A 20,199-nucleotide genomic window follows, 5' to 3' on the forward strand; every position below is an offset into this window, starting at 1 on the left:
ATTATCCCTCATGCGCCCGCTGAAGCGTCCGCGCGGTCCAGAACGCCATGTCCCGCACGTCGCCCGGCGCGGGGAACAGCGTGTCGATATGGCGCTTGATCGGCATATAGGGCCACCAGTCGGCCTCGCCCTCCGGCGGTCCCTTTTCCAGCAGCGCGACGACGAACTCGCTCACCGGCCCCATGCGGGCCAGGTTGGGCGCCTTCGCCTTGTGGAACGCCTTGTCCTTGCGCAGCTTCTCGGTCATCGCCGCGTCGGCTTTTTGCAGGGTATCGCGGCTGGTCGCCTCATAGGCGTCCAAATCGCCGAAATCGGCGCGGGCGCGCGTCTCCAGCTCGCCTTCTTCCAGCTCATAATCCTCGGTCAGGATACGGATCGCGGCGGTCCACGCCTGGCCATTGCCAACATCCTCCGCAAAATCCGCCAGGGCATCCTGAATATCGTCTTCGTCGCTCAATTTTTCTTCCTTGGTCCTGTTATGGAGCCGCGCCTGGCGTCAACCCACCGATCCTTCCAGCGAAATCCCCAGCAGCTTCTGCGCCTCGACCGCAAATTCCATCGGCAATTGCTGCAACACTTCCCGCGCGAACCCGTTCACGATCAAACTCACCGCGCTTTCCGCATCCAGCCCGCGCTGCATCGCGTAGAACAATTGGTCGTCGCTAATCTTCGACGTCGTCGCCTCATGCTCGATCTGCGCGCTGGGGTTGCGCACCTCGATATAGGGCACGGTGTGCGCGCCGCACTGGTCTCCCAGCAGCAGCGAATCGCACTGGGTGAAGTTGCGCACGCCCTCCGCCCCCGGCGCCACGCGCACCAGCCCGCGATAAGTATTGTTGCTGCGCCCGGCCGAAATCCCCTTCGACACGATGGTCGATCGCGACCCCTTGCCATTGTGGATCATCTTGGTGCCGGTATCGGCCTGTTGCAGATTGTTGGTCAGCGCGACCGAATAAAACTCCCCGACGCTATTCTCGCCGTTCAGCACGCAGGACGGATATTTCCAGGTGATCGCGGACCCGGTTTCCACCTGCGTCCAGCTTACCTTGCTGTTCTTGCCCTGACACAAAGCGCGCTTGGTCACGAAATTATAGATGCCGCCCTTGCCGTCCGCGTCGCCGGGATACCAGTTCTGGACGGTCGAATATTTGATCTCCGCATCGTCCAGCGCGACCAGTTCCACCACGGCGGCGTGCAACTGGTTCTCGTCGCGCATCGGCGCGGTGCAGCCTTCGAGGTAAGAGACATAAGACCCCTCGTCCGCGACGATCAAAGTCCGTTCGAACTGCCCGGTATTCTCCGCATTGATGCGGAAATAGGTGCTGAGTTCCATCGGGCAGCGCACGCCCCTGGGAATGTAGACGAAGGTGCCGTCGGAAAACACCGCGCAGTTGAGCGTCGCGAAATAATTGTCGTGCATCGGCACGATCTTGCCCAGCCACTTCTTCACCAGATCGGGATATTCGCGCACCGCCTCGCTGATTGAGCGGAAGATGACCCCCGCTTCCTCCAACTCCTTGCGGAAGGTCGTCGCGACGCTGACGCTGTCGAACACCGCGTCCACCGCGACCCGACGCGAACCCTTCACGCCTGCCAGCACTTCCTGTTCGGCGATGGGAATGCCCAGCTTCTTGTAGGTCGCCAATATCTCCGGATCGACCTCGTCCAGGCTGTCCAGCTCCACCTTCTTCTTCGGCTCGGCGTAATAATAGGCGTCCTGATAGTCGATCGGCGGGACGTTCAGCTTCGCCCAGTCCGGCGGCGTCATCGTCTTCCACATGGCGAACGCCTTCAACCGCCAGTCGAGCAGCCATTGCGGCTCCTTCTTCTTGGCGGAAATGAAGCGGACCGTATCCTCGTTCAGCCCCTTGGGCGCGAAATCCTGCTCGATGGCCGAAGACCAGCCATGTTCGTAGGTGGAGGCGCGATCCGCGGCCTCCTGCGCTTCCTGGTTGCGGCCAGAATAGCCTTGAACGGTGGTTGCTTGTTCGGTCATGCCATTTCTCTGCTAAGGCTGGCGATCGTCACGCCGGCCAGGGCGGATCGGATCGCTTCATTGGCCACATTCATGTGCGGGCGGATGCGGCAGTCGGTTTCCAGATTGCAGTCATGCGCCCCCAATTCGTTGCAGGCGGTCATGGCGATCGGTCCTTCGACCGCCTCCACCACATCGGCCAGCGTGATCGTCGCGGGCGGGCGCGACAGGCGCACGCCGCCGCCGGTGCCCCGGCTCGATTCGAGCAGCCCGGCCGCCGACAGCCGGCTCACCAGCTTTTGCGCGGTGGGCAGCGGGATGCCGGTTTCGGCCGAAAGCGTGGTCGCGTTCATCTTCGCCGCGCCACAATGGCGCGCCGCAGCGGACATCAATACGACCGCATAGTCAGCGAAGCTCGATAATTTCATATCAATTGCGAACCATTCTCAAATCGGATCGAATCCATCCGATTGGCCGCATGTGGCCCCGCGGGCGCGGTTAATCAAGGCATTTTTGCCTGGAAAGGCTTAGAACAACGCGCTTCACATAATCCGTTCGGGTTGAACCTGTCGAGGCATCCTGCTGGTTGCGGCCCTTCGACAGGCTGAGGGCGAATGGATATGGGAGCCGTTCTGATCGCTCAACTCAACCGATTCAGCACCGCCACGTCGCCGCCCAGCGATCGCCGCAGTAGCGTCAGTTGCGCCACCGCAGACGGCTCGGTCTGCAACTGGTGCGGGGTCAGGCCGATGAAATGCTTGATTTCCCGGATGAAGTGCGACTGGTCGTAAAAGCCGCCCTCCTCGCACAATTGCTGCCAGCTTTCCCCGTCCAGCGCGATCCGCGCCGAACAGCGCAGCGCCCGATATTTGCGCGCCAGCAATTTGGGCGGCGCGCCATAATATTTATTGGCCAGGCGGGCGAGTTGGCGCGGCGACAGGCCGGTCGTCTCCGCCAGTATTTCAATCCGCGGCGACCCTTCGTCCATCAGCCAGGCGTCGATCGCCGCCAGTAATTCCCAGGTCGCCGGGCGCAATGGCCGCGTCAGCCGCCCCAGTTCTGCCCAGCACAGCGCCGCCATGGCGTCGGCATCCTCGCCCAGCCCACGCAACCCGTCCAGCAACCGGGCATAGGCGTCGCCCCGTTCGGCGGCCAGGTCGCACAACCGGTCCGCCAACTCGCTGGCGTCGCCGCCATATAGCGCCAGCCAGCCGGCGGGCAGCAGCGAAATGCCCATCACCCGCGCCGGCCGGTCCAGTTCGAACCGGGTCGCCCCCATGGTCGGCCCCAGCAGGCAGACGTCGGGCGTCGCCATCACCGTCCCGTCCTGGAAATGATAGTCGCCGCCACCCTCCAGCATCAGCCGCAACTGCGGCACATCGGCGCGGGTGACGTCGGCATAGCGATCAGCCGACACGGTGAAATAATAAAGCGATCCGAAATAGGCGCGCAGATGCGCGGGCGGCGCGAAATAGCGCAGCCGGACAGGCCCCTGTGCGGCATCGACCGTGTAGGACAGCGGCCCGCGGTCATCCGGCAACGCGACTGCGCGCGCCACATTATCGCTGTGATGCGACCCCATGTTTTCACCCCTGCCGATCACTATGCGCCAACGCAGGCGCAGCGCAAGCGGCCGCTTGAAATATGGTAAAGTTTTTCGGCACCTAGCTTTGAAATGCGCCAAAAAAATGACCCGGCGGTTTGCACCGCCGGGTCAGTAAAAGGTCTCATTGGCCATAGGCCAGAGAGCCTTCGGGTCGCAAGGCGGCTTTACGCCCGAATCGAAGCAACTTTATTGGATGAAACGGACATTTTTGGCGCGCAAACGGTTCCATTCATGACGTTTCTTGTCATGAAATAACCTTGTCGCCGCGCTGTTGCCGCATGGCCACAGTGACTCGACGGGCCGATGGTCCGCTGGCATAGGCTTGGCGATGTCCTATCGCCTGATCCGCCCGCTGCTCTTCGCCCTGGATGCCGAGCGCGCCCACCATCTCTCGATCGCCGCCTTGCGCCTAATGCCGACCACCGCGCCGCTTGGCGTCGATCCAATGCTGGAATCGGTGGTGGCGGGAATCCGCTTCCCCAACCCCATCGGCCTCGCCGCGGGCTATGACAAGGACGGCCGGATCGCGCATAAAATGCATGGCCTGGGCTTCGGCTTCGCCGAACTGGGCACGCTGACCCCGCTGGCCCAGCCGGGCAATCCCCAGCCGCGCCTGTTCCGCTTGGTCGAGGACCGCGCCGTCATCAACCGCTTCGGCTTCAACAATGGCGGTCAGGGCGCGGCCGCGGACCGGATCGCCCGCTACCGCCAGCCCGTAAATAGCGGCGGCCCGGTGATCGGCATCAATATCGGCGCGAACAAGGATGCGACGGCGGCCGGGCGCGGCATCGCGGACTATGTGACCGGCGTCACCTGCATGGCCCCGCTGGCCGACTATCTCACCGTCAACATCTCCTCCCCCAACACGCCCGGCCTGCGCGCACTGCAGGGCCGCGCCGCGCTGGACGATCTGCTCTCTGCGGTGATGGCGGCGCGCGGCGCGGGAACGACGCCTATTTTCCTGAAGGTCGCGCCCGATCTGGAACCGGCCGACGTGGAGGATATCGCCGCGGCCTGCATCGACCATTGCGTCGACGCGCTGATCGTGTCCAACACCACTCTGTCGCGCCCGGCGCTGCGCTCGCCCCATGCGGGCGAAACGGGCGGCCTGTCCGGCGCGCCGTTGACCGACCTGTCGCTGGCGCGGCTTCGGGATTTCCGGCGCCTGGCCGGCAACCGGCTGCCGCTGATCGGCGTCGGCGGCATCGCCAATGCGACCCAAGCCTATGCCCGCATCCGCGCCGGCGCGTCGCTGGTCCAACTTTACAGCGCGCTGGTCTATGAAGGGCCGTATCTGGCCAGGCGGATCAACGCGGGGCTGAAGGCGCTGATGGCACGGGATGGCGTGAAGACGATCGCCGAATTGGTGGGCGTGGACGTCTGATATAGTGCGGCATCAATGGGTAGGCTTACCGCCATTCCGCTTTGCGCGAGGCTTCAAGCGGAAGGCGACGTAAAAATCCCGTCACCCCAGAAGGCTGGGGTCTTGTGAGGGGGGGACGCGGCGCTTCGGCTTGGCGCTTACCCAACCGCATCGCATCGTCGCCTGAGACCCCAGCCTTCGCTGGGGTGCGGTGTGGGTCATCCGCTTGCCGGTTATGCGACTGGTCTGCTGAGCGCCCGCTTCTGCCCAACCCAACGCCCTGCCATGCCCAAAAACCGCCACAAAGGGTTGCGGCGCGCAACCTTATGGCTAGGGTGACGGCCATGCTTCCCCGCCTTTCGCGCCTGCTGGCCCCGCTCGCCCTCCTTGCCCTCATCCCCGCACCTGCCGCCGCGCGCGCGCCGGTGTCGACCAACGCCACCGTGTCCGCCGCCGATCCCCGCGCGGCGCAGGCCGGACAGGAGATATTGCGCCAAGGCGGAAGCGCCACCGACGCCGCGATAGCGATGATGCTGACGCTCAACGTCGTGGAACCGCACAATAGCGGCATCGGCGGCGGCGGTTTCCTGATGCATCATGACGGCGCGACCGGCCTGCTCGAATCGATCGACGGCCGCGAAACCGCCCCCGCCGCCGCGCGGCCGGACCGCTTCATGGGCGCAGACGGCAAGCCCCTCCCCTTCATGCAGGCTTGGCCGGGCGGCTATTCCGCCGGCGTGCCGGGCAATCTGCGCATGGCGTGGGACGTGCATAAAAAATGGGGCAAGCTGCCCTGGGCCGACCTGTTCGCCCCCGCGATCCGCTATGCCGAAGATGGCTTCGACCTGGGCGAACGCACCGCCACCGCCCTGCGCGCCACCCAGAATATCTGGGCCGACTTCCCCGAAATCCAGAAGCTCTTCTGGGTGAATGGCGCCCCGCCCCCGGTGGGCGCCACACTCAAGAACCCGCCGCTCGCCGCCCTGTTCAAACGCATCGCCGCGGAAGGCCCGGACGCCTTCTATACCGGCCAAAACGCCCGCCTCATCAGCGCCGCCGTCACCAACGCCCCCAAGAATCCGGCGCCGCTCACGGAGGCCGACCTCGCGACCTACAAGGCGAAACCCCGCAAGCCCGTCTGCGGCCCCTACCGCGCCTATACCGTCTGCGGCATGGGACCGGCCTCGGCCGGCGGCGTCACCGTGTTGGAAATTCTCGGCATGGTGGAACGCTTCCCGCTGGCGCAATGGGGCAAGGATGACCCGCGTAGCTGGCACGTCATCGGCGAAGCGATGCAACTCGCCTATGCCGATCGGGAAACCTGGCTGGGCGACCCAGACTTCGTATCCGTCCCGGTCAGCGGCATGATCGACCCCGCCTATCTCAGGCGGCGCTCCTCTCTGATCCGCCTCAATAAGGCGCTGGGTGCCTACAAGCCCGGCACCCCGCCCGGCGCGCAGCCGCGCACCGCCTCGTTGCCCCAGCCCGAAAGCGGCACCAGCCATTTCGTCGCGATCGACCGCAATGGCGACATCGCCGCCTGGACCTCCACCATCGAAAGTTTCTTCGGCAGCCAACTGATCGCAAACGGCGTCATCCTCAACAATGAACTGACCGATTTCAGCTTCACCCCTGAAAAGGATGGCAAGCCTGTCGCCAACCGGGTGGAACCAGGCAAGCGCCCTCTCTCCTCTATGTCGCCCACCATCGTCTATGACGCCGGTGGCACGCCCATCTTCACCGTCGGCGCGGCGGGCGGCAAGACCATCATTATGCAGGTCGCCAAGGCGCTGATCGCCCATTTCGACTGGGGCCTCTCGGCGCAGGACTCGATCGCCCATGGCCTGCTCTTCTTCAACGGCGACGGACTGGTTCTGGAACAGGGCACGTCGCTCGAAGCCATGAAGGCGCCACTGGAGAAACTGGGCCACCGCGTCAGCGTCAACCGCATGGGCCTCAAGGCCAATGCCGCCGAGCGTCTGCCTGACGGCCACTGGCAGGGCGCCGCCGACCCGCGCAGTCCAGGCGTGTCGTTGCAGGAGTAATCCCGACAAACCCGTTCGTGCTGAGTAGGGCTGAGCTTGTCGAAGTCCGGTATCGAAGCATCCTTCGATACGCCATTTCGATTTCGCCCAATGGCTACTCAGCACGAACGGAGCATGAAGATCACCCGTTCAAATCCAGCCCCGCCAGATTAAAGTCGAACGGCGCGGTCTGTGCCTTCCCGTCCACCACCAGGTCGACCTTCATGCTCTTGGCGTCCTTGATCGCATCATAAGCCCCCTGCGACGGCGCGATCGCGATGCCGTCGTCATTGGTCGCCATCCGCCCTTTCCATTCGTGGCGCTTGCCGTCGTCAGTGGTGGCCGTGATCCGGCAGTCCGACAGGTCGCAGGTAAAGGGCGCACCGACCAGCTTGACCGTCACGTCCGCGCCGCCCTCCTTGAGCGGCTGAACCAGCAGGACCGAAAATGTGTCGGGTGCGGTCATCGTCTGCACACTGTTGGCGCTGCCGATATAGGCGACCTTGGGCTTGCCACTCTCACCGCCCTCATATTTCCATACCTGGCCGATCTGCTCGCGCTGGGTCAGCTCCTTGGGCGTGTTGTCGCTACAGGCCGCCAGCGTGGCCACAGCTGCAATCATCACAATGGCGCGCATCGCCGTTTTCCTTCCATACAGTTACGGAAGGACAATGTTTCAACCCGCCGGGAGTTTCCTATGCGGCGTAACGCGCCGCCGTGTCGCGGATCAGGGCGATCATGTTGGGAATACCCTGGGTCCGGTTGGAACTGAGCTGGTTCTTGAGGTCGAACGGCGCCAGTGCGCCCTCGATATCGGACGCGCTGATGTCGCCGGGCGCGCGATCCTGAACGGTCAGCAGCACCAGCGCAATAATCCCCTTGGTAATCGCGGCATTGCTGTCCGCCAGGAAATGTAGCCGACCATCATCCAGGACCGTAGGATAGACCCACACCGCCGCCGAACAGCCCCGCACCAAAGTCGCGTCGGTCTTGAGCGCATCGGGCATGTCCTCCAGCCCGCGCCCCAGATCGATCAGCAACCGATAACGGTCGTCCACATCGAGAAATTCATATTCTTCCTGAAGATCGGCGAGATTGGGCTGGTCGGTCATGCCCGCCATATAGGGGCAAATGGTAAAAGCGGAACCCGCTTTGCATCATGGCGCAACCTGTTCCCGCGCAGGCGGGGACAGGCATCCTCTATCTTATCTGTCCACCGCACCCGTCAGTTCGTGACCTTGCATCCCTTGGCCGCCGCATAGCCGCGCAGATAGCCGCGCCGCGCGACGCCCGCCGTCACCGCGGCCTGCAACCGCCGCTCGGCCGGGGCGGCGCCGCTGATCTCGCGCACCAGCCCGCGGAAGGGGATGAGCGAATTGACGATCGTCTTGCCGACCGCCTCGGCGATCTTGCCGGTGCGATTCTCGTTCGCCTTCGCGCCGATGGTAAAATCCTCGCCCAGCACGGCGTTGAGTTCGGCCAGAGAGGCTTTCAGCCCCTTGCAGGTCCGCGAAGGCGGCGCAGCATAGGGATTGTCCACCGCCTTGAGCAAAACGGGCGGAATCTCGTCCTTGTCCAACCCAATGTCGCGCGCCGGTTGCGTCGCGATGGTACCGGCCTTGTCCAGCGTCCCGTCACGGCGCTTTTCCGGCTCCTGCTTGGTCTGATCCGGCTTGGTCTGATCCGGCTTGGGTGCCTCCTGAGCCAGCGCCGCACCCGGCAGCATCAACATCAGGGCAATGGCGGTCGTCGTAAATTGCATGATAGTCCTCCCGGCCCATCAAACCAGCGACGGACAGGTCGGTTCCGGGCCGAAACGATTGTGGCGCAAGACAAGGCGCACCCCCCGCGCTATGCGGCACGCTCCATCCCGCAGGAGATATGTCTTGTCCCGATCCGACGCGCGCCTCACCATCGCCTCGTCCACCCTGTCCGCCGCCATCGATCCGATCGGCGCGGAACTCTGGTCTTTGCAGGACGCTGCCGGGCGCGAGATGATGACAAACGCCGATCCTCGCTGGTGGACCGGCCATGCGCCGCTGCTCTTCCCCTTCGTCGGCCGGTCGCGCGGAGACGTCTATCGACTGGACGGCCAGGACTATCCCATGCCCCAGCACGGCTTCGCCCGCCGCAGCGTCTTCCTGCCCATCGAACAGGACGATAATCACCTGCTGCTGCGGCTGGAGGCGGACCATGAGACGCGCGCCGTCTATCCCTTCGACTTCCGCCTCGACATGGCCTTCGCGTGCGAAGGCGCAACCCTGCGCATGACCGCCACCGTCACCAACCGGAGCGAAACGGCCATGCCCTTCAGCTTCGGCTATCATCCCGCCTTCGCCTGGCCGCTTCCCTATGGCGGCACAGTCGAGGATCATCGCATCCTCTTCGAAGCGCCCGAACCCGCCCCGATCCGCAAGGTCGGCAGCGAACCCGGCCTGATCGCCCGCGAACCCTTCCCCTCCCCGGTGGACGGCGACACGCTCGTCCCCACCTACGCCCTGTTCGACGGCGACGCCCTGATCTGGGACGATCTCGCCAGCCGCTCGCTGACCTGGGGTGTGCCGGGCCAACCGCATCTGAAGATCGATTTCCCCGACACCCCCTGGCTCGGACTCTGGCAAAAGCCCGGCGCGCATTATCTGTGCGTCGAGCCCTGGGCCGGCATGGCCGATCTGGTGGGCTTTACCGGCGACGTCTGGGACAAGCAGGGCATCATGGCGCTGCTGCCGGGCGACCACCGATCCTTCCGCATGGACGTGACGCTGGTGGACGTGTAACGGGCGCCTTCAAAGGATTCCGTTCGGGCTGAGCCTGTCGAAGCCCTGTCCTTTTCTCCGAAGAAAAGTGCAGCCCTTCGACAAGCTCAGGGCGAACGGATGTTTTCAAGAGCCGTTGACCATGACCATCCCATCCCGCCGCACCTTCGCGATCATTTCCCACCCCGACGCGGGCAAGACCACGCTGACCGAAAAGCTGCTGCTGGAAGGCGGCGCGATCCACCTCGCCGGTGAGGTCAAGGCGCGCGGACAAAACCGCCGCGCCAGATCCGACTGGATGAAGATCGAGCAGCAGCGCGGCATTAGCGTCACCTCCTCGGTCATGACGTTCGAACGGACCCGCGATGGGGAGACGATCACCTTCAACCTGCTCGACACGCCGGGCCATGAAGATTTCAGCGAAGACACCTATCGCACCCTGACCGCCGTCGATTCCGCCGTCATGGTGATCGACGCGGCCAAGGGGATCGAGCCGCAAACCCGCAAGCTGTTCGAAGTCTGCCGCCTGCGCAACGTCCCCATCATCACCTTCGTCAACAAGGTCGATCGCGAAGGCCGCGAAACCTTCGGCCTGCTGGACGAGGTCGCCGACCAGTTGCAGCTCGACGTGTGCCCGATGAGCTGGCCCGCCGGCATGGGCGGCGAGTTCGAAGGTATCTACGACTTCGCCACCAACCGCCTGATGCAGCCCACCGGCCCGTCCAAAGAATTTGACGGCACCCGCCACCAGTTCACCGGCCTGGACGACCCGAAACTGGCCGATTTCCTCACCCCCCATGCGCTGGAAAAACTGCGCGAGGAAGCCGAACTGGCGCAGGGCGGCTATGCCCATTTCGATCTCGACCGCTATCGCGCAGGCGACCTGACCCCGGTCTATTTCGGATCGGCGCTCAAATTGTTCGGCGTCACCGAACTGATCGACGCGCTCGGCCAGCACGCCCCGCCGCCCCGCGCCCAGCCCGCCGAACCGGCCGCGATCGAGCCGGAAAACAGCGAAGTCACCGGCTTCATCTTCAAGGTGCAGGCCAATATGGACCCGATGCACCGCGACCGCATCGCCTTCATGCGCCTCGTCTCCGGCAAGTTCAAACGCGGCATGAAGCTGACGCCCAGCGGATCGGGCAAGCCTCTCGCGGTCCACTCGCCAATCCTCTTCTTCGCGCAGGACCGCGAACTGGCCGACGAGGCGTTCCCCGGCGACATCATCGGCATCCCCAATCATGGCGCGCTGCGCGTGGGCGATACCCTGTCCGAAAAGCCCGGCCTGCGCTTCACCGGCCTGCCCAATTTCGCGCCGGAAATCCTGCGCCGCGTGCAACTCAAAGACCCGACCAAGACCAAGCAGTTGCGCAAGGCGCTGGACGACCTGTCCGAAGAGGGCGTGATTCAGGTCTTCTACCCCGAAATCGGCAGCAACTGGATCGTCGGCGTCGTCGGTCAGCTCCAGCTCGAAGTGCTGATCTCACGCCTGGAGGCCGAATATAAGGTCGCCGCAGGCCTTGAACAGTCGCCCTTCGACACCGCCCGCTGGATCAGCGGCGACGATGCGGCGATCAAGGAACTGGTCGGCCATAATGTCAGCAACATGGCCAAGGACCGCGACGGCGCCCTCGTCTTCATGGCCCGCAGCGCCTGGGACATCGGCTACCAGCAGGAACGCCACCCCAAGGTGAAATTCAGCGCGACCAAGGAACGGTAATCAGCAGCGTGCTCCCGCGAACTGGAGGCCGCCTTTGTCGTAACAGGCGAGGGCCTTCGAGGCGGGCCTTAAAACGGCATCCAAAATTCCCATGAGGGCAGCATGTCCCGTGGCGTGGATTTCGCCGCGCTTGCGAGCCCGGTCGGTGGCTTGGCGTGCGGTGAGTTTCGGGAAGCGCTTGACGGCATTGCGCGGCATGAACCGTAGCATATCGATATAGTCGCGACAGTGAGCCCGCGCGTGTGCATCGGAGCATCCTTTACAATCACCGATATAGCGAGCTTACGGCTTGTCTCATATGATTCGCGCGTTCGCGCCGACCATGCCTGTGTCGGATCGGCGAGATAACGCTCATAGGCATCGCCAAAGGTCAGGCTGGAAGGCTGGACGGGAGGTGTCGTCACCACCTGATCGATAGGGGCTGCTTCACGGATCGTCGGTCGCCTTGCCACCGCATCGTTAAGTGACGGTTCGAAAAGCGTCTGATCATGAGGGAGGCCCGCCATCCAGCGACTGTGCTCGATCTCAGCGTCGATCCGCGCCATCGCCACAGGCGACTGGCGCAGGCGACTTTGAGACTATCCGTCCGAAGCGAACGCCATATCTGCGTGCGACCGATCAGATCGCGAGCATCACGCGGAACGCGGCGACGATAGTAGAATTGTGTGCCGCGCAGACACAGCCCGACAGGCGTATTGTGTGGCAGATTTGTGTAACAGCCACTTCGACGATCACTGGCGGTTTTCCGAGGGTTTCGGGACGATTGCCGCGCAGATTGTGTAGCAAACGCGCGTCGGAGGTCGTCTGACCTACGATCTCCTCGCATTTCGAACGATATTGGGGAACTGGTGCCCAGAAGAGCTTTCGGCCGGGCGACCTAAGCGATTGATTTCGCAATAAAATCATAGACTTGCGAATTCGCCGATGGCATCATTAGCACGATCTGTATTCGTGGAAAAGGCTGGATGTGCATGGACGCTCGGCTCAGGCCCGGCTCGAGCGCCAGCCAATTCTGGACCATGCGCGCGCGACGAGCTTCCATGCGTCGAGCAATAGCCTCAATTTTATGACCCAAATAAGCTCATGGTATATTCATGGCATAAAATCCAAGATCCTTCGGACGCTGGACATAAATCGACGAACGGATCGTATCTGTCTGGACATTGGATTGTCCGAAATATGGCTACATATTTCGTACAACTGAGGGGGATCATCGCACCCGCCAAACCTGAAAACCTAAAAATCGTGCAGCAGAGAAACCTAATGGCGCGCATGACAAGGTGAACGTGGCGACCACTCCCAAAGGAGCTTCGTCGACGCGCTCTTTGCGCTTCGCGCGGTCCGGAGAGCAAGGCGCGGTGTGGGCGATATCGACAAAGTAATGCCGTGCGTGATGATCAAGCGGCCGGTTGGTTCAACGAGCGCTGGAGCGCTTCGACGGTTGCGAGGACGGCATCGCGGTCTGACAGATTGCAAAGCTTATTTGTCAGATTCATGATGCATTTTTCTGACAAATTTTGGGCCAGACAGGATGGAGATGGCAGGATTCTGGAGAGGGGAAACCTCAAGGACCCTCTTGAAACCCTGGTGATGCCCTTTGATACCGAACGCATGGATTGCTCGGCTTATGTATCGCCCAACGACGCGAAACGGGATGCATTACCCACTTGCCCGAGCGAACTGCAGCGCGACTGAAGCGCTCAAAACTGAGCGATTAAAAGAGCTTTTATAAATCAAATTTGTTGATATTATGATCGATATAAAGGTGGCCTATCGATCATGCGTTGGAACTGGCAGCAACCCGACTGGCCCAACTTCACTTACGACGCGCAGCGTCTGAGGAGTCGCGAGGACCAGTTCCTGAGAGGCGCAGGCGTTCTCATCGGTGTCTTGTCCCATCTCGACACCGGGGATCGCCAGGATTTGTCCATCGAACTCTTGGCTCAGGAAGCTGTCGACAGCTCAGCGATCGAGGGTGAGATTCTCGATCGGGCGAGCGTGCAGTCATCGGTTGCAAAGCATCTCGGAATCAAAACGGACAATCGGCGCGCCAATGCCGCCGAAGCGGGAGCGGCCGAGCTTATGGCGAACCTGTTTCGCGGCTATCGTGAGCCACTTAGCGACGCCCTACTGTTCAACTGGCATTCCCTGCTCATGAACGGCAGGCGAGATATTGCAGACATAGGCCAATATCGAAGTCATGCCGATCCGATGCAGATCGTCTCAGGCGCACTGCATGCGCCTAAGGTGCATTTCGAAGCTCCCGCGTCGGAGGCCGTGCCGGCTGAAATGAAGGCGTTCATTGCCTGGTTCAATCACAGTCGACCGGATGGTTCGTCACCCACAAGCGCTCTAGCTCGGGCCGGCGTCGCGCATTTATGGTTCGAATCCATCCATCCTTTTGAGGACGGTAATGGGCGCTTGGGTCGCGCGATCGCCGAAAAAGTTCTCGCGCAAGGACTCAATGCACCGGCAGTCACCGCGCTCGCAGAAACCATCCAACGCCACCGCAAAGACTATTATTCACAACTGCAGCGAGCGAGCCTCTCCAATCACATTGATGAATGGCTCGACTGGTTCTCGGTCATCGCGCTTGAAGCCCAGCAGCGCACGTTGGATCGAGTCAACTTCCTGCTTTCCAAAGCGAAGCTGCTCGACGGTCTTCGCGGGCGGATAAATGCTCGGCAGGAGAAGGCCCTGATCCGCATGTTCGCGGAAGGGCCGGATGGCTTCAAAGGCGGGCTGAGTGCAGCGAATTACAGGACGATCACCGACGCGGCGCCGGCGACGGCCACGCGCGATCTCGCGGAACTGGTCGAACTGAAAGCCCTTCGCAGGCAGGGAGAATTGAAGCACACTCGCTACTATCTCAATGTCGGTTGATAGCGCGTAAAGGGTAAGCCTGGTCAATCTGTCCTGACCGCTCCCCAGTCCAGCCCAAACCTTGCGAGATATTTGCGCAGCCGATCTGCATCGTTCGCGCTGGTGCGCCGCGCATGCGATGCGCCGAACAGTATCCGTCCTGCTTCTGACAACGAGCGGCTGTTGCGGCAGACACGAAGCGTTTCAGCCAGTTGCCCGTTGACGGTCGTGCCGTCGAGCAGCGCCGCCTATACCTCCCAGCCATTTCGCGCGAGGCAAGCTGGCACGATTCCAAAACATCCCGTTGGATGGCCGCTTTCCTCAACCCTTATGAATTTCTTCATCCTGCTGACTTGACGAGCCCCGCCGGTTCGGCATCCGAATATCGTCCGAAGTGCCATTGTTTTCCTGTCTATGGGACCGCGGCATGAAGCGTTCGAAGAGGAAAGCGGCAGACAGGAGAAGAAGCGCCAGGACTGTTCCGGCAAACACCAGCACATATTGTCCCGCTCCTGCCGTGATCCCTACCGCAGCGGCCATCCAAAGGCTGGCAGCCGTCGTCATGTTTCGAACGTCGCCGCCGCGCACGAAGATAAGGCCGCCTGCGATGAAACCAATCGCCTGTGCCAGGCCTTGCACGACCCTGACAGGGTCTCCCTCATTGTGTTGTTCGACCATTTCGAGCGCGGAAAGGGTTAACATCGCCGAACTGAGCGCGACGAGACCGTGGGTTCGCAAACCCGCATCATGGCCGCTTCGCTCTCGTTCAAAGCCCAGTGCCAGACCGAGGACGGTTGCGAGGCCCAATCGCGTCAAGGTGGTGGGAAGATCATTCTCAAGCATAGCGACTACCTCCCTCCCAGCAACGCGCTTCGCGCCGATGAGATGCACGGCCCCAGGTTGCGCGCTCGCAGGGCAGCGCTAGCTCTGTCGAATATGACTCAAAGCCCGATTCAGAAGTTCGTCAAATTTGACAGTACCTTGCGGTTCTGCGCGTGAGCATGCGGATTGAAGCGATGAGAGCCCAGGCCGTCGATGAGGCGATGGACCTTTCCCAATCTTTGGCCAGCCGTCGGCAACGCCCGAGCCATGCGAAGGTTCGCTCGACAACCCATCGGCGGGGTAGCACCTCGAAACCCTTGGCTTTGTCGGAACGCTTGATGATTTCGATCGTCCACTTTCCTATGCCGACGAGTGCCGACCGTAACTTTTCACCCGCATAGCCGCCATCCGCGAACACATGGCGCAGCCAGGGGAAACGGGTCCGGATTGCGGCCAGCACATCGACAGCTCCATCGCGATCCTGAATGTCGGCAGCGTGGACGAGGATGAAGATCAGAAAACCGCAGGTGTCTGTCAAAATGTGCCGTTTGCGGCCTTTGACCTTCTTGCCAGCGTCAAAGCCCGAAATTCCGCCACTTTCCGTGGTCTTCACCGACTGGCTATCGATCACTCCAGCGCTGGGCGAGGCTTCCCGTCCTTCGATTTCCCGCAAGTTCATAACCAACACGGTGTTGATGGCTTCGAACAGACTGGCATTGCGCCAGGCGTAGAAGTAGCGCCGGACAGTCGACACCGGAGGAAAGCATTTTGGTAGAAGTCGCCACGCGCACCCGCTCGCAGCTACATACAACTTCGCGTTCAGGACTTCGCGCATGTCTGCCGTTCGAGGTCGGCCTCCACGCCTTGCCGGAGGCACGAACGGCGCTGCCAACGCCCACTCAACATCGGTCATATCCGATGGATATCGCAGTCCCTCCCGGCTATGCTCGCGCCGGGAAATACCAGTCCATGTCACCATTCACTCCATCTCTTCGCAAAGAGGCGTGAATTACAACATGCTGGTATTGCTCAACAACTTTCGGATCGGGCTCTCAGCCACTTGAGCATTACCATCCACCGAACCTTTTTGAGCGGTGTGGGTTTCGATAGTTATCCAAAAGATATCACTTTGCAAAAGTGGAGGTGAGCATGGCTGAGCAACTGAAAATTCTATTCGTGGAGGACGAACCCGACATTCGCACAATCGTTGCACTAGCTTTGGGGCGGGATCCTGACTTTTCCCTCACTACATACGGCAGCGGAGTTGAAGCCCTGGAAGATATCGGAAGAAGCAGGCACTCATTTGATTTCGCCCTCCTCAACATGCGGCTGCCATCCATGACAGGCATCGAGTTACACGAAAAATTACGACAATTGCCCCACCTGTCTGGCTTGCGCACGGCCATCATCACCGCCGGAATTCGACCTCATGAGGTTGACGCTTATAAACGTCCCGGCGTTGTGGGCGTTATCGCCAAACCGTTCGACTCGCTTAGCCTTAGCGATCGGGTACGTGTGCTGGTAGCTGGTCGCTAACGATGGCTTGTCATACAAATTCTGTCGGCATAAAGTGACTTAACCAGGTTAAAGTCGCTCCATTTCCAAGCATAATCAACGGAACTGCTTGTGGACGGTCTGGTTGTCAACCTTGTCGTATTTGGCCGGCAAGGAGGACATGGTGATCAAAGCACGTGCCGACGGGATTGCGGATCGTGCCATTTCCAAGGCCACTGCTTTTCCTAGCAGTGTTCAGAGTCCTTCCCTGCGCCTGACCGTGAAGACATTCATCGAGTCTCCGACAATGGTTGGATCGGCCTTTCCAGCAAGTCATTGGCTCGTGGATCGAATGCTTGCACCAATCGACTGGCAGCGGATCCAGCTATTCGTCGAATTTGGACCGGGAACGGGGGCGTTTACAAGAGCAGTGCTGGCACGCTTGTCTACCAGCGCCGTCCTCCTCGCGCTGGACACGAGTGAGGCCTTCGTCGATCATCTCAGAGCATCAATCGACGATCCCCGGTTTGAAGCCGTCTGCGCCCCTGCGGCGAATGTCGCTGCTGTCCTGAGAGAACGCGGCCTGCCCTCTGCCGATTGCATACTCTCCGGCCTGCCCTTCTCCACGCTTGAGCGATACGAAGCCGATCGCACGATGCACGCCAGTCGCGCCGTTCTCGCATCGAACGGCATGTTTTGCGCCTATCAAATGCGCCGCACCATCGAGCCGCTGCTCGAAACATATATCGGCCCGATCCACTCTGCCTTTGAGTGGCGCAACATCCCGCCATGTCATCTCTATTGGGCTGAGGCGGGTCCTGGAAACCAGACCGTAGGAGATCACCGATGAACGAGCCGACAGACACGCCGTCAGAGGCGGTGGAAACATCCATGGACAAAAGTCCGCGCCAGGGGCCGCTGGGTGACGTTCTGCCACAGAAAGGTCCCGATCCCCGTACGCGCGGTGGCCAGCGGCAAGAGGATGTCAACGACCGTCCCGCTGTGGGGACAGTCAAGCCGGAAGACTATCCAGAGGATCAACGCGCCAAAGGCGCATGAAGGCAGGAGCGTGCCATGGAAGATGAAACGCACAGCCATGAATCTGTTCCGACCACGAAAACCCGTCGTCCCAACATCTCCACCGAGAATCAACCAGAGGGCGCCGCGCGACGGCCCAGCGATACGCTGGATCGCGAGCCGACGCGTGACCCGGTGAGCGGTGGTACCATATCGTCTGATTACAATCCCGACACTATGACGAGGCGCGGTGAGGAAAACGACACGCGGGCGGGACAAGAAATGCAGAAAGGAGGCAAATCATGATCGATGATGATGGTGTCCATCCGCGGTCCACTGAGCCAGCGGAAGGAGGCGCTGGAACGCCTCCACCGGAACAAGGTTCGCCCACGCCTTCGGACGCGGAATCCGAAAAAGGCGGCGATGACGATCAGGCTGAACCTGAAGCTGCGTCGAACCACAATCCGCTCGCACCCCCTGTAAACATAGAACCGGGAAGTTAAGCAGCTGAACGCGCCGGGAGACACGCGATGAGCAAACATAAATGGTCGCAAGATGTGACCGAGCAGAGCGACGCACTGGATCTTGATGAAGGCCTGTTCAAGCGGACTGATCCAAAAGCGATCGCCCTGTCGTTGAAACGATCCGCCGAACACAGCCATCGTCGTAAAGGCACACCCCTGCAATCTGCAATGAGCATGCTGACATTCTATATCAATCGCGCGGGGGACAATCTCAGCGCCAAGCAGCGGCACATCCTGGAGACGACCAAGGATGAGCTCCGCATGGCGTTCAGCAAGACGGAGAAACGCCATGCCCCGCGGTGACAAGTCGAGTTATACCGACAAACAAAAGCGCAAGGCCGAGCATATCGAGGAGGGGTATGAGGATCGCGGCATTCCGAAAGACGAGGCCGAGCGCCGCGCATGGGCGACGGTGAACAAGGAGTCTGGCGGTGGCAAGAAATCCGGTTCGGGGCGGGGTAAGACGGAAAGCCATGCGTCATCGAGCAAAGGCGGGCGTGTCGGCGGAGCTAGCCAGACCCATGACGAGCGATCAGCCGCTGCAAAGAAAGGGTGGGAAACCCGGCGTAAACAGGCGAAGGCCTGACGATACTCGCCGAAGCGGGGTCGCTTTTGGAGCAGGCACAGGGCGTTGTCGAGTGGGTGCCAATGTCCCGTGAAGCTGTACTGCCTATCGGTATGGCTTATCGAAACCCTCATAATGCCAGTCGATGAAATAGGTTAGGCCCTATGTTAGTGGCCATGTTAAAGACGCTATATTGCCGGGCAACTAACTGGGTGTCCCGGCGACAGAGAGATACATGTGCTCCCGCCCGGTGGAGGCTGCATGTCATCGATCACCAATTTGGATTTCTTCGCGCGACGGCTTTCGCAGCGGGCCGCGCTCGACGAAGAAGATCGCGCAGCAGTATCAGCACTCCCCTTTCAGCATCGCTACCTTAACCCAAGCGCTTATGTCGTCCGCGAGGGGGAGCCGCCCCGTCCGCATTGCAGTTTTGTCCTCTCTGGACTCGCATTTCGGCATAAGTTGACGGTGCATGGCGCGCGTCAGATCGTGTCGATCCATCTGGCTGGCGATCTGCTCGATCTACAACATTTGTTTCTCAACATTGCCGACCACAGTGTCCAGGCCCTGACCGAACTTGAGGTGGCCGACATTGATCGCGATGCTCTGCGGGAAATTGCCCTGGAGCGGCCTGCTGTCGGCCAAGCGCTCTGGATCGATGGTCTGGTGGACGCATCGATTTATCGAGAATGGGTGCTCAACGTCGGGCGGCGTGACGCAAGGGCGCGCATTGCCCATATATTGTGCGAAATCGCCGTTCGCATGCACGCTGCCGGTGTTATCGATGCGGCTGACTTTCATCTGCCGATGACGCAGGAGCAATTGGGGGACGCGACCGGGATGACCAGCGTTCATGTCAATCGAACCTTGAAGGCACTCGCGAAAGATGGCCTTATCGATCATAGCGGACGTTGGATCGCTATTCAGGACTGGAACAAGATCAGGCGAGAAGGCGACTTCAATCCGCTTTACCTGCACCTCGATCAGGTTGCGCCGCATTTACCTGGTCCCCTTTCATCGATGTTTCCTTAACCAGGTTAGAGCGTGAGTTCGGGCGAAGCATTACTGTGCGCGATGCCTGGAGGAAAAAATGCCACGCTACTTCTTTTCCGCGTCGGATGCCGATGGGGATGAAACAGGAACAGAGTTACGCGATCACGCTGCAGCAAGGCGTTTCGCCATCCAGTTTGCTGGCGAAATCATGAACGATCAGCCTGACGTACTTTGGGATGGTCGAGAGTTCAGCATCTTTGTAACGGATGAACTGAGAAGACTCTTGTTCACTATCAAAATGGTGGCCGTGAATGCGCCTGCGGGCGAAGGTACGGAGTAAATTCAGGTGAATGGCCGAATGGCGGATGAGATAGTGTCAAAACGGAAATTCTGATGCTCACATGCTCAATCCTGACCTGGACATTAACATCATGAACAATCGAGGTTAGCGACACGCCTGAACCCGCTTCCTACTCTT

The 20,199-nt window shown here is 61.0% G+C and carries 25 protein-coding genes; 14 read left to right on the forward strand and 11 right to left on the reverse strand.

The features are described 5' to 3' along the window. Position 1: 1 nt before the first annotated feature. The 4 genes from sphantq_RS08300 to sphantq_RS08315 all read right to left on the reverse strand — a co-directional run bounded on the left by sphantq_RS08300 (position 2) and on the right by sphantq_RS08315 (position 3,557). Positions 2 to 457 (reverse strand): hypothetical protein, encoded by a 456-nt coding sequence (locus sphantq_RS08300; RefSeq protein ID WP_066606675.1) that lies wholly within the window; start codon positions 455 to 457, stop codon positions 2 to 4. A gap of 39 nt (positions 458 to 496) precedes the next feature. Beyond that, positions 497 to 1,996, reverse strand: coding sequence for a Fe-S cluster assembly protein SufB (sufB, locus tag sphantq_RS08305; protein ID WP_129926744.1), 1,500 nt, complete (start codon positions 1,994 to 1,996; stop codon positions 497 to 499). Next, positions 1,993 to 2,403, reverse strand: coding sequence for an RrF2 family transcriptional regulator (locus tag sphantq_RS08310; protein ID WP_066606680.1), 411 nt, complete (start codon positions 2,401 to 2,403; stop codon positions 1,993 to 1,995). The genes sufB and sphantq_RS08310 overlap by 4 nt, the downstream gene beginning before the upstream one ends. Before the next feature lie 212 nt (positions 2,404 to 2,615). Then, on the reverse strand, positions 2,616 to 3,557 hold the full coding sequence (locus sphantq_RS08315) for a helix-turn-helix domain-containing protein (protein WP_066606682.1): 942 nt from the start codon (positions 3,555 to 3,557) through the stop codon (positions 2,616 to 2,618). 352 nt (positions 3,558 to 3,909) lie between these two features. On the opposite strand from sphantq_RS08315, the gene sphantq_RS08320 reads away from it, so the two are divergent. Further along, positions 3,910 to 4,965, forward strand: a complete 1,056-nt coding sequence (locus tag sphantq_RS08320; RefSeq protein ID WP_129926743.1) for a quinone-dependent dihydroorotate dehydrogenase — start codon at positions 3,910 to 3,912, stop codon at positions 4,963 to 4,965. Between the two features lie 323 nt (positions 4,966 to 5,288). Further along, on the forward strand, positions 5,289 to 6,989 hold the full coding sequence (ggt, locus tag sphantq_RS08325) for a gamma-glutamyltransferase (protein WP_129926742.1): 1,701 nt from the start codon (positions 5,289 to 5,291) through the stop codon (positions 6,987 to 6,989). Between the two features lie 121 nt (positions 6,990 to 7,110). On the opposite strand, the gene sphantq_RS08330 is transcribed toward ggt, so the two are convergent. From sphantq_RS08330 to sphantq_RS08340, 3 genes are all read right to left on the reverse strand, one after another. Then, entirely contained in the window at positions 7,111 to 7,605 is a 495-nt protein-coding gene (locus tag sphantq_RS08330) for a hypothetical protein (protein ID WP_272800004.1), read from the reverse strand. A 58-nt stretch (positions 7,606 to 7,663) separates the two neighbouring features. Next, complete coding sequence (locus tag sphantq_RS08335; RefSeq protein WP_129926740.1) at positions 7,664 to 8,089, reverse strand: SufE family protein; 426 nt, start codon at positions 8,087 to 8,089, stop codon at positions 7,664 to 7,666. A gap of 104 nt (positions 8,090 to 8,193) precedes the next feature. Continuing rightward, a complete protein-coding gene (locus sphantq_RS08340) occupies positions 8,194 to 8,730 on the reverse strand; it encodes a hypothetical protein (RefSeq protein ID WP_129926739.1) in 537 nt (178 codons plus the stop codon). A gap of 124 nt (positions 8,731 to 8,854) precedes the next feature. Here sphantq_RS08340 and sphantq_RS08345 point away from each other — a divergent pair, with 124 nt between their 5' ends. Together sphantq_RS08345 and sphantq_RS08350 are read left to right on the forward strand one after the other, a co-directional pair. Next, positions 8,855 to 9,745: an aldose 1-epimerase family protein gene (locus sphantq_RS08345; protein WP_242496037.1), complete on the forward strand. Its 891-nt coding sequence runs from the start codon at positions 8,855 to 8,857 to the stop codon at positions 9,743 to 9,745. 121 nt (positions 9,746 to 9,866) lie between these two features. Then, a complete protein-coding gene (locus tag sphantq_RS08350; protein WP_129926737.1) occupies positions 9,867 to 11,444 on the forward strand; it encodes a peptide chain release factor 3 in 1,578 nt (525 codons plus the stop codon). On the opposite strand, the gene sphantq_RS08355 is transcribed toward sphantq_RS08350, so the two are convergent. Beyond that, positions 11,445 to 11,642 carry a hypothetical protein gene (locus sphantq_RS08355; protein WP_272800005.1) on the reverse strand — a complete coding sequence of 66 codons (198 nt, stop codon included), beginning with the start codon at positions 11,640 to 11,642 and terminating at the stop codon, positions 11,445 to 11,447. A gap of 202 nt (positions 11,643 to 11,844) precedes the next feature. Then, on the reverse strand, positions 11,845 to 12,270 hold the full coding sequence (locus sphantq_RS24380) for a DUF6538 domain-containing protein (RefSeq protein WP_443021541.1): 426 nt from the start codon (positions 12,268 to 12,270) through the stop codon (positions 11,845 to 11,847). A gap of 560 nt (positions 12,271 to 12,830) precedes the next feature. Here sphantq_RS24380 and sphantq_RS08360 point away from each other — a divergent pair. Then, positions 12,831 to 13,139 carry a hypothetical protein gene (locus sphantq_RS08360; protein ID WP_272800006.1) on the forward strand — a complete coding sequence of 103 codons (309 nt, stop codon included), beginning with the start codon at positions 12,831 to 12,833 and terminating at the stop codon, positions 13,137 to 13,139. Between the two features lie 84 nt (positions 13,140 to 13,223). Beyond that, positions 13,224 to 14,327 (forward strand): Fic family protein, encoded by a 1,104-nt coding sequence (locus sphantq_RS08365; protein WP_272800007.1) that lies wholly within the window; start codon positions 13,224 to 13,226, stop codon positions 14,325 to 14,327. Positions 14,328 to 14,627: 300 nt separating this feature from the next. Here the strand turns inward: sphantq_RS08365 and sphantq_RS08370 are convergent, their stop codons facing one another. Both sphantq_RS08370 and sphantq_RS08375 read right to left on the reverse strand, forming a co-directional pair. Continuing rightward, positions 14,628 to 15,149 carry an MgtC/SapB family protein gene (locus sphantq_RS08370; RefSeq protein ID WP_272800008.1) on the reverse strand — a complete coding sequence of 174 codons (522 nt, stop codon included), beginning with the start codon at positions 15,147 to 15,149 and terminating at the stop codon, positions 14,628 to 14,630. A gap of 121 nt (positions 15,150 to 15,270) precedes the next feature. After that, the gene (locus sphantq_RS08375) at positions 15,271 to 16,107 is read right to left on the reverse strand and encodes an IS5 family transposase (RefSeq protein WP_272800009.1); all 837 of its coding nucleotides are present in this window, start codon (positions 16,105 to 16,107) and stop codon (positions 15,271 to 15,273) included. A 170-nt stretch (positions 16,108 to 16,277) separates the two neighbouring features. On the opposite strand from sphantq_RS08375, the gene sphantq_RS08380 reads away from it, so the two are divergent. The 8 genes from sphantq_RS08380 (at position 16,278) to sphantq_RS08415 (ending at position 20,061) form a co-directional block, all read left to right on the forward strand. Then, the gene (locus sphantq_RS08380) at positions 16,278 to 16,664 is read left to right on the forward strand and encodes a response regulator (RefSeq protein WP_272800010.1); all 387 of its coding nucleotides are present in this window, start codon (positions 16,278 to 16,280) and stop codon (positions 16,662 to 16,664) included. 139 nt (positions 16,665 to 16,803) lie between these two features. Continuing rightward, a complete protein-coding gene (locus sphantq_RS08385; protein WP_272800011.1) occupies positions 16,804 to 17,472 on the forward strand; it encodes a class I SAM-dependent methyltransferase in 669 nt (222 codons plus the stop codon). Next, positions 17,469 to 17,681 (forward strand): hypothetical protein, encoded by a 213-nt coding sequence (locus tag sphantq_RS08390; RefSeq protein ID WP_272800012.1) that lies wholly within the window; start codon positions 17,469 to 17,471, stop codon positions 17,679 to 17,681. Before sphantq_RS08385 ends, sphantq_RS08390 begins: the two co-directional genes overlap by 4 nt. A gap of 15 nt (positions 17,682 to 17,696) precedes the next feature. Then, the gene (locus sphantq_RS08395; protein ID WP_272800013.1) at positions 17,697 to 17,945 is read left to right on the forward strand and encodes a hypothetical protein; all 249 of its coding nucleotides are present in this window, start codon (positions 17,697 to 17,699) and stop codon (positions 17,943 to 17,945) included. Between the two features lie 224 nt (positions 17,946 to 18,169). Further along, a complete protein-coding gene (locus tag sphantq_RS08400; RefSeq protein WP_272800014.1) occupies positions 18,170 to 18,466 on the forward strand; it encodes a DUF3175 domain-containing protein in 297 nt (98 codons plus the stop codon). Continuing rightward, positions 18,453 to 18,749, forward strand: a complete 297-nt coding sequence (locus sphantq_RS08405; RefSeq protein ID WP_120251133.1) for a plasmid stabilization protein — start codon at positions 18,453 to 18,455, stop codon at positions 18,747 to 18,749. Before sphantq_RS08400 ends, sphantq_RS08405 begins: the two co-directional genes overlap by 14 nt. A 240-nt stretch (positions 18,750 to 18,989) precedes the next feature. Beyond that, the gene (locus sphantq_RS08410; RefSeq protein WP_272800015.1) at positions 18,990 to 19,760 is read left to right on the forward strand and encodes a Crp/Fnr family transcriptional regulator; all 771 of its coding nucleotides are present in this window, start codon (positions 18,990 to 18,992) and stop codon (positions 19,758 to 19,760) included. 58 nt (positions 19,761 to 19,818) lie between these two features. Continuing rightward, positions 19,819 to 20,061 carry a DUF6894 family protein gene (locus tag sphantq_RS08415; protein ID WP_008992969.1) on the forward strand — a complete coding sequence of 81 codons (243 nt, stop codon included), beginning with the start codon at positions 19,819 to 19,821 and terminating at the stop codon, positions 20,059 to 20,061. Positions 20,062 to 20,199: the final 138 nt, after the last annotated feature.

Origin of the sequence: Sphingobium sp. AntQ-1, from assembly GCF_028538045.1 — a bacterium.
Lineage (GTDB): Bacteria > Pseudomonadota > Alphaproteobacteria > Sphingomonadales > Sphingomonadaceae > Sphingobium > Sphingobium cupriresistens.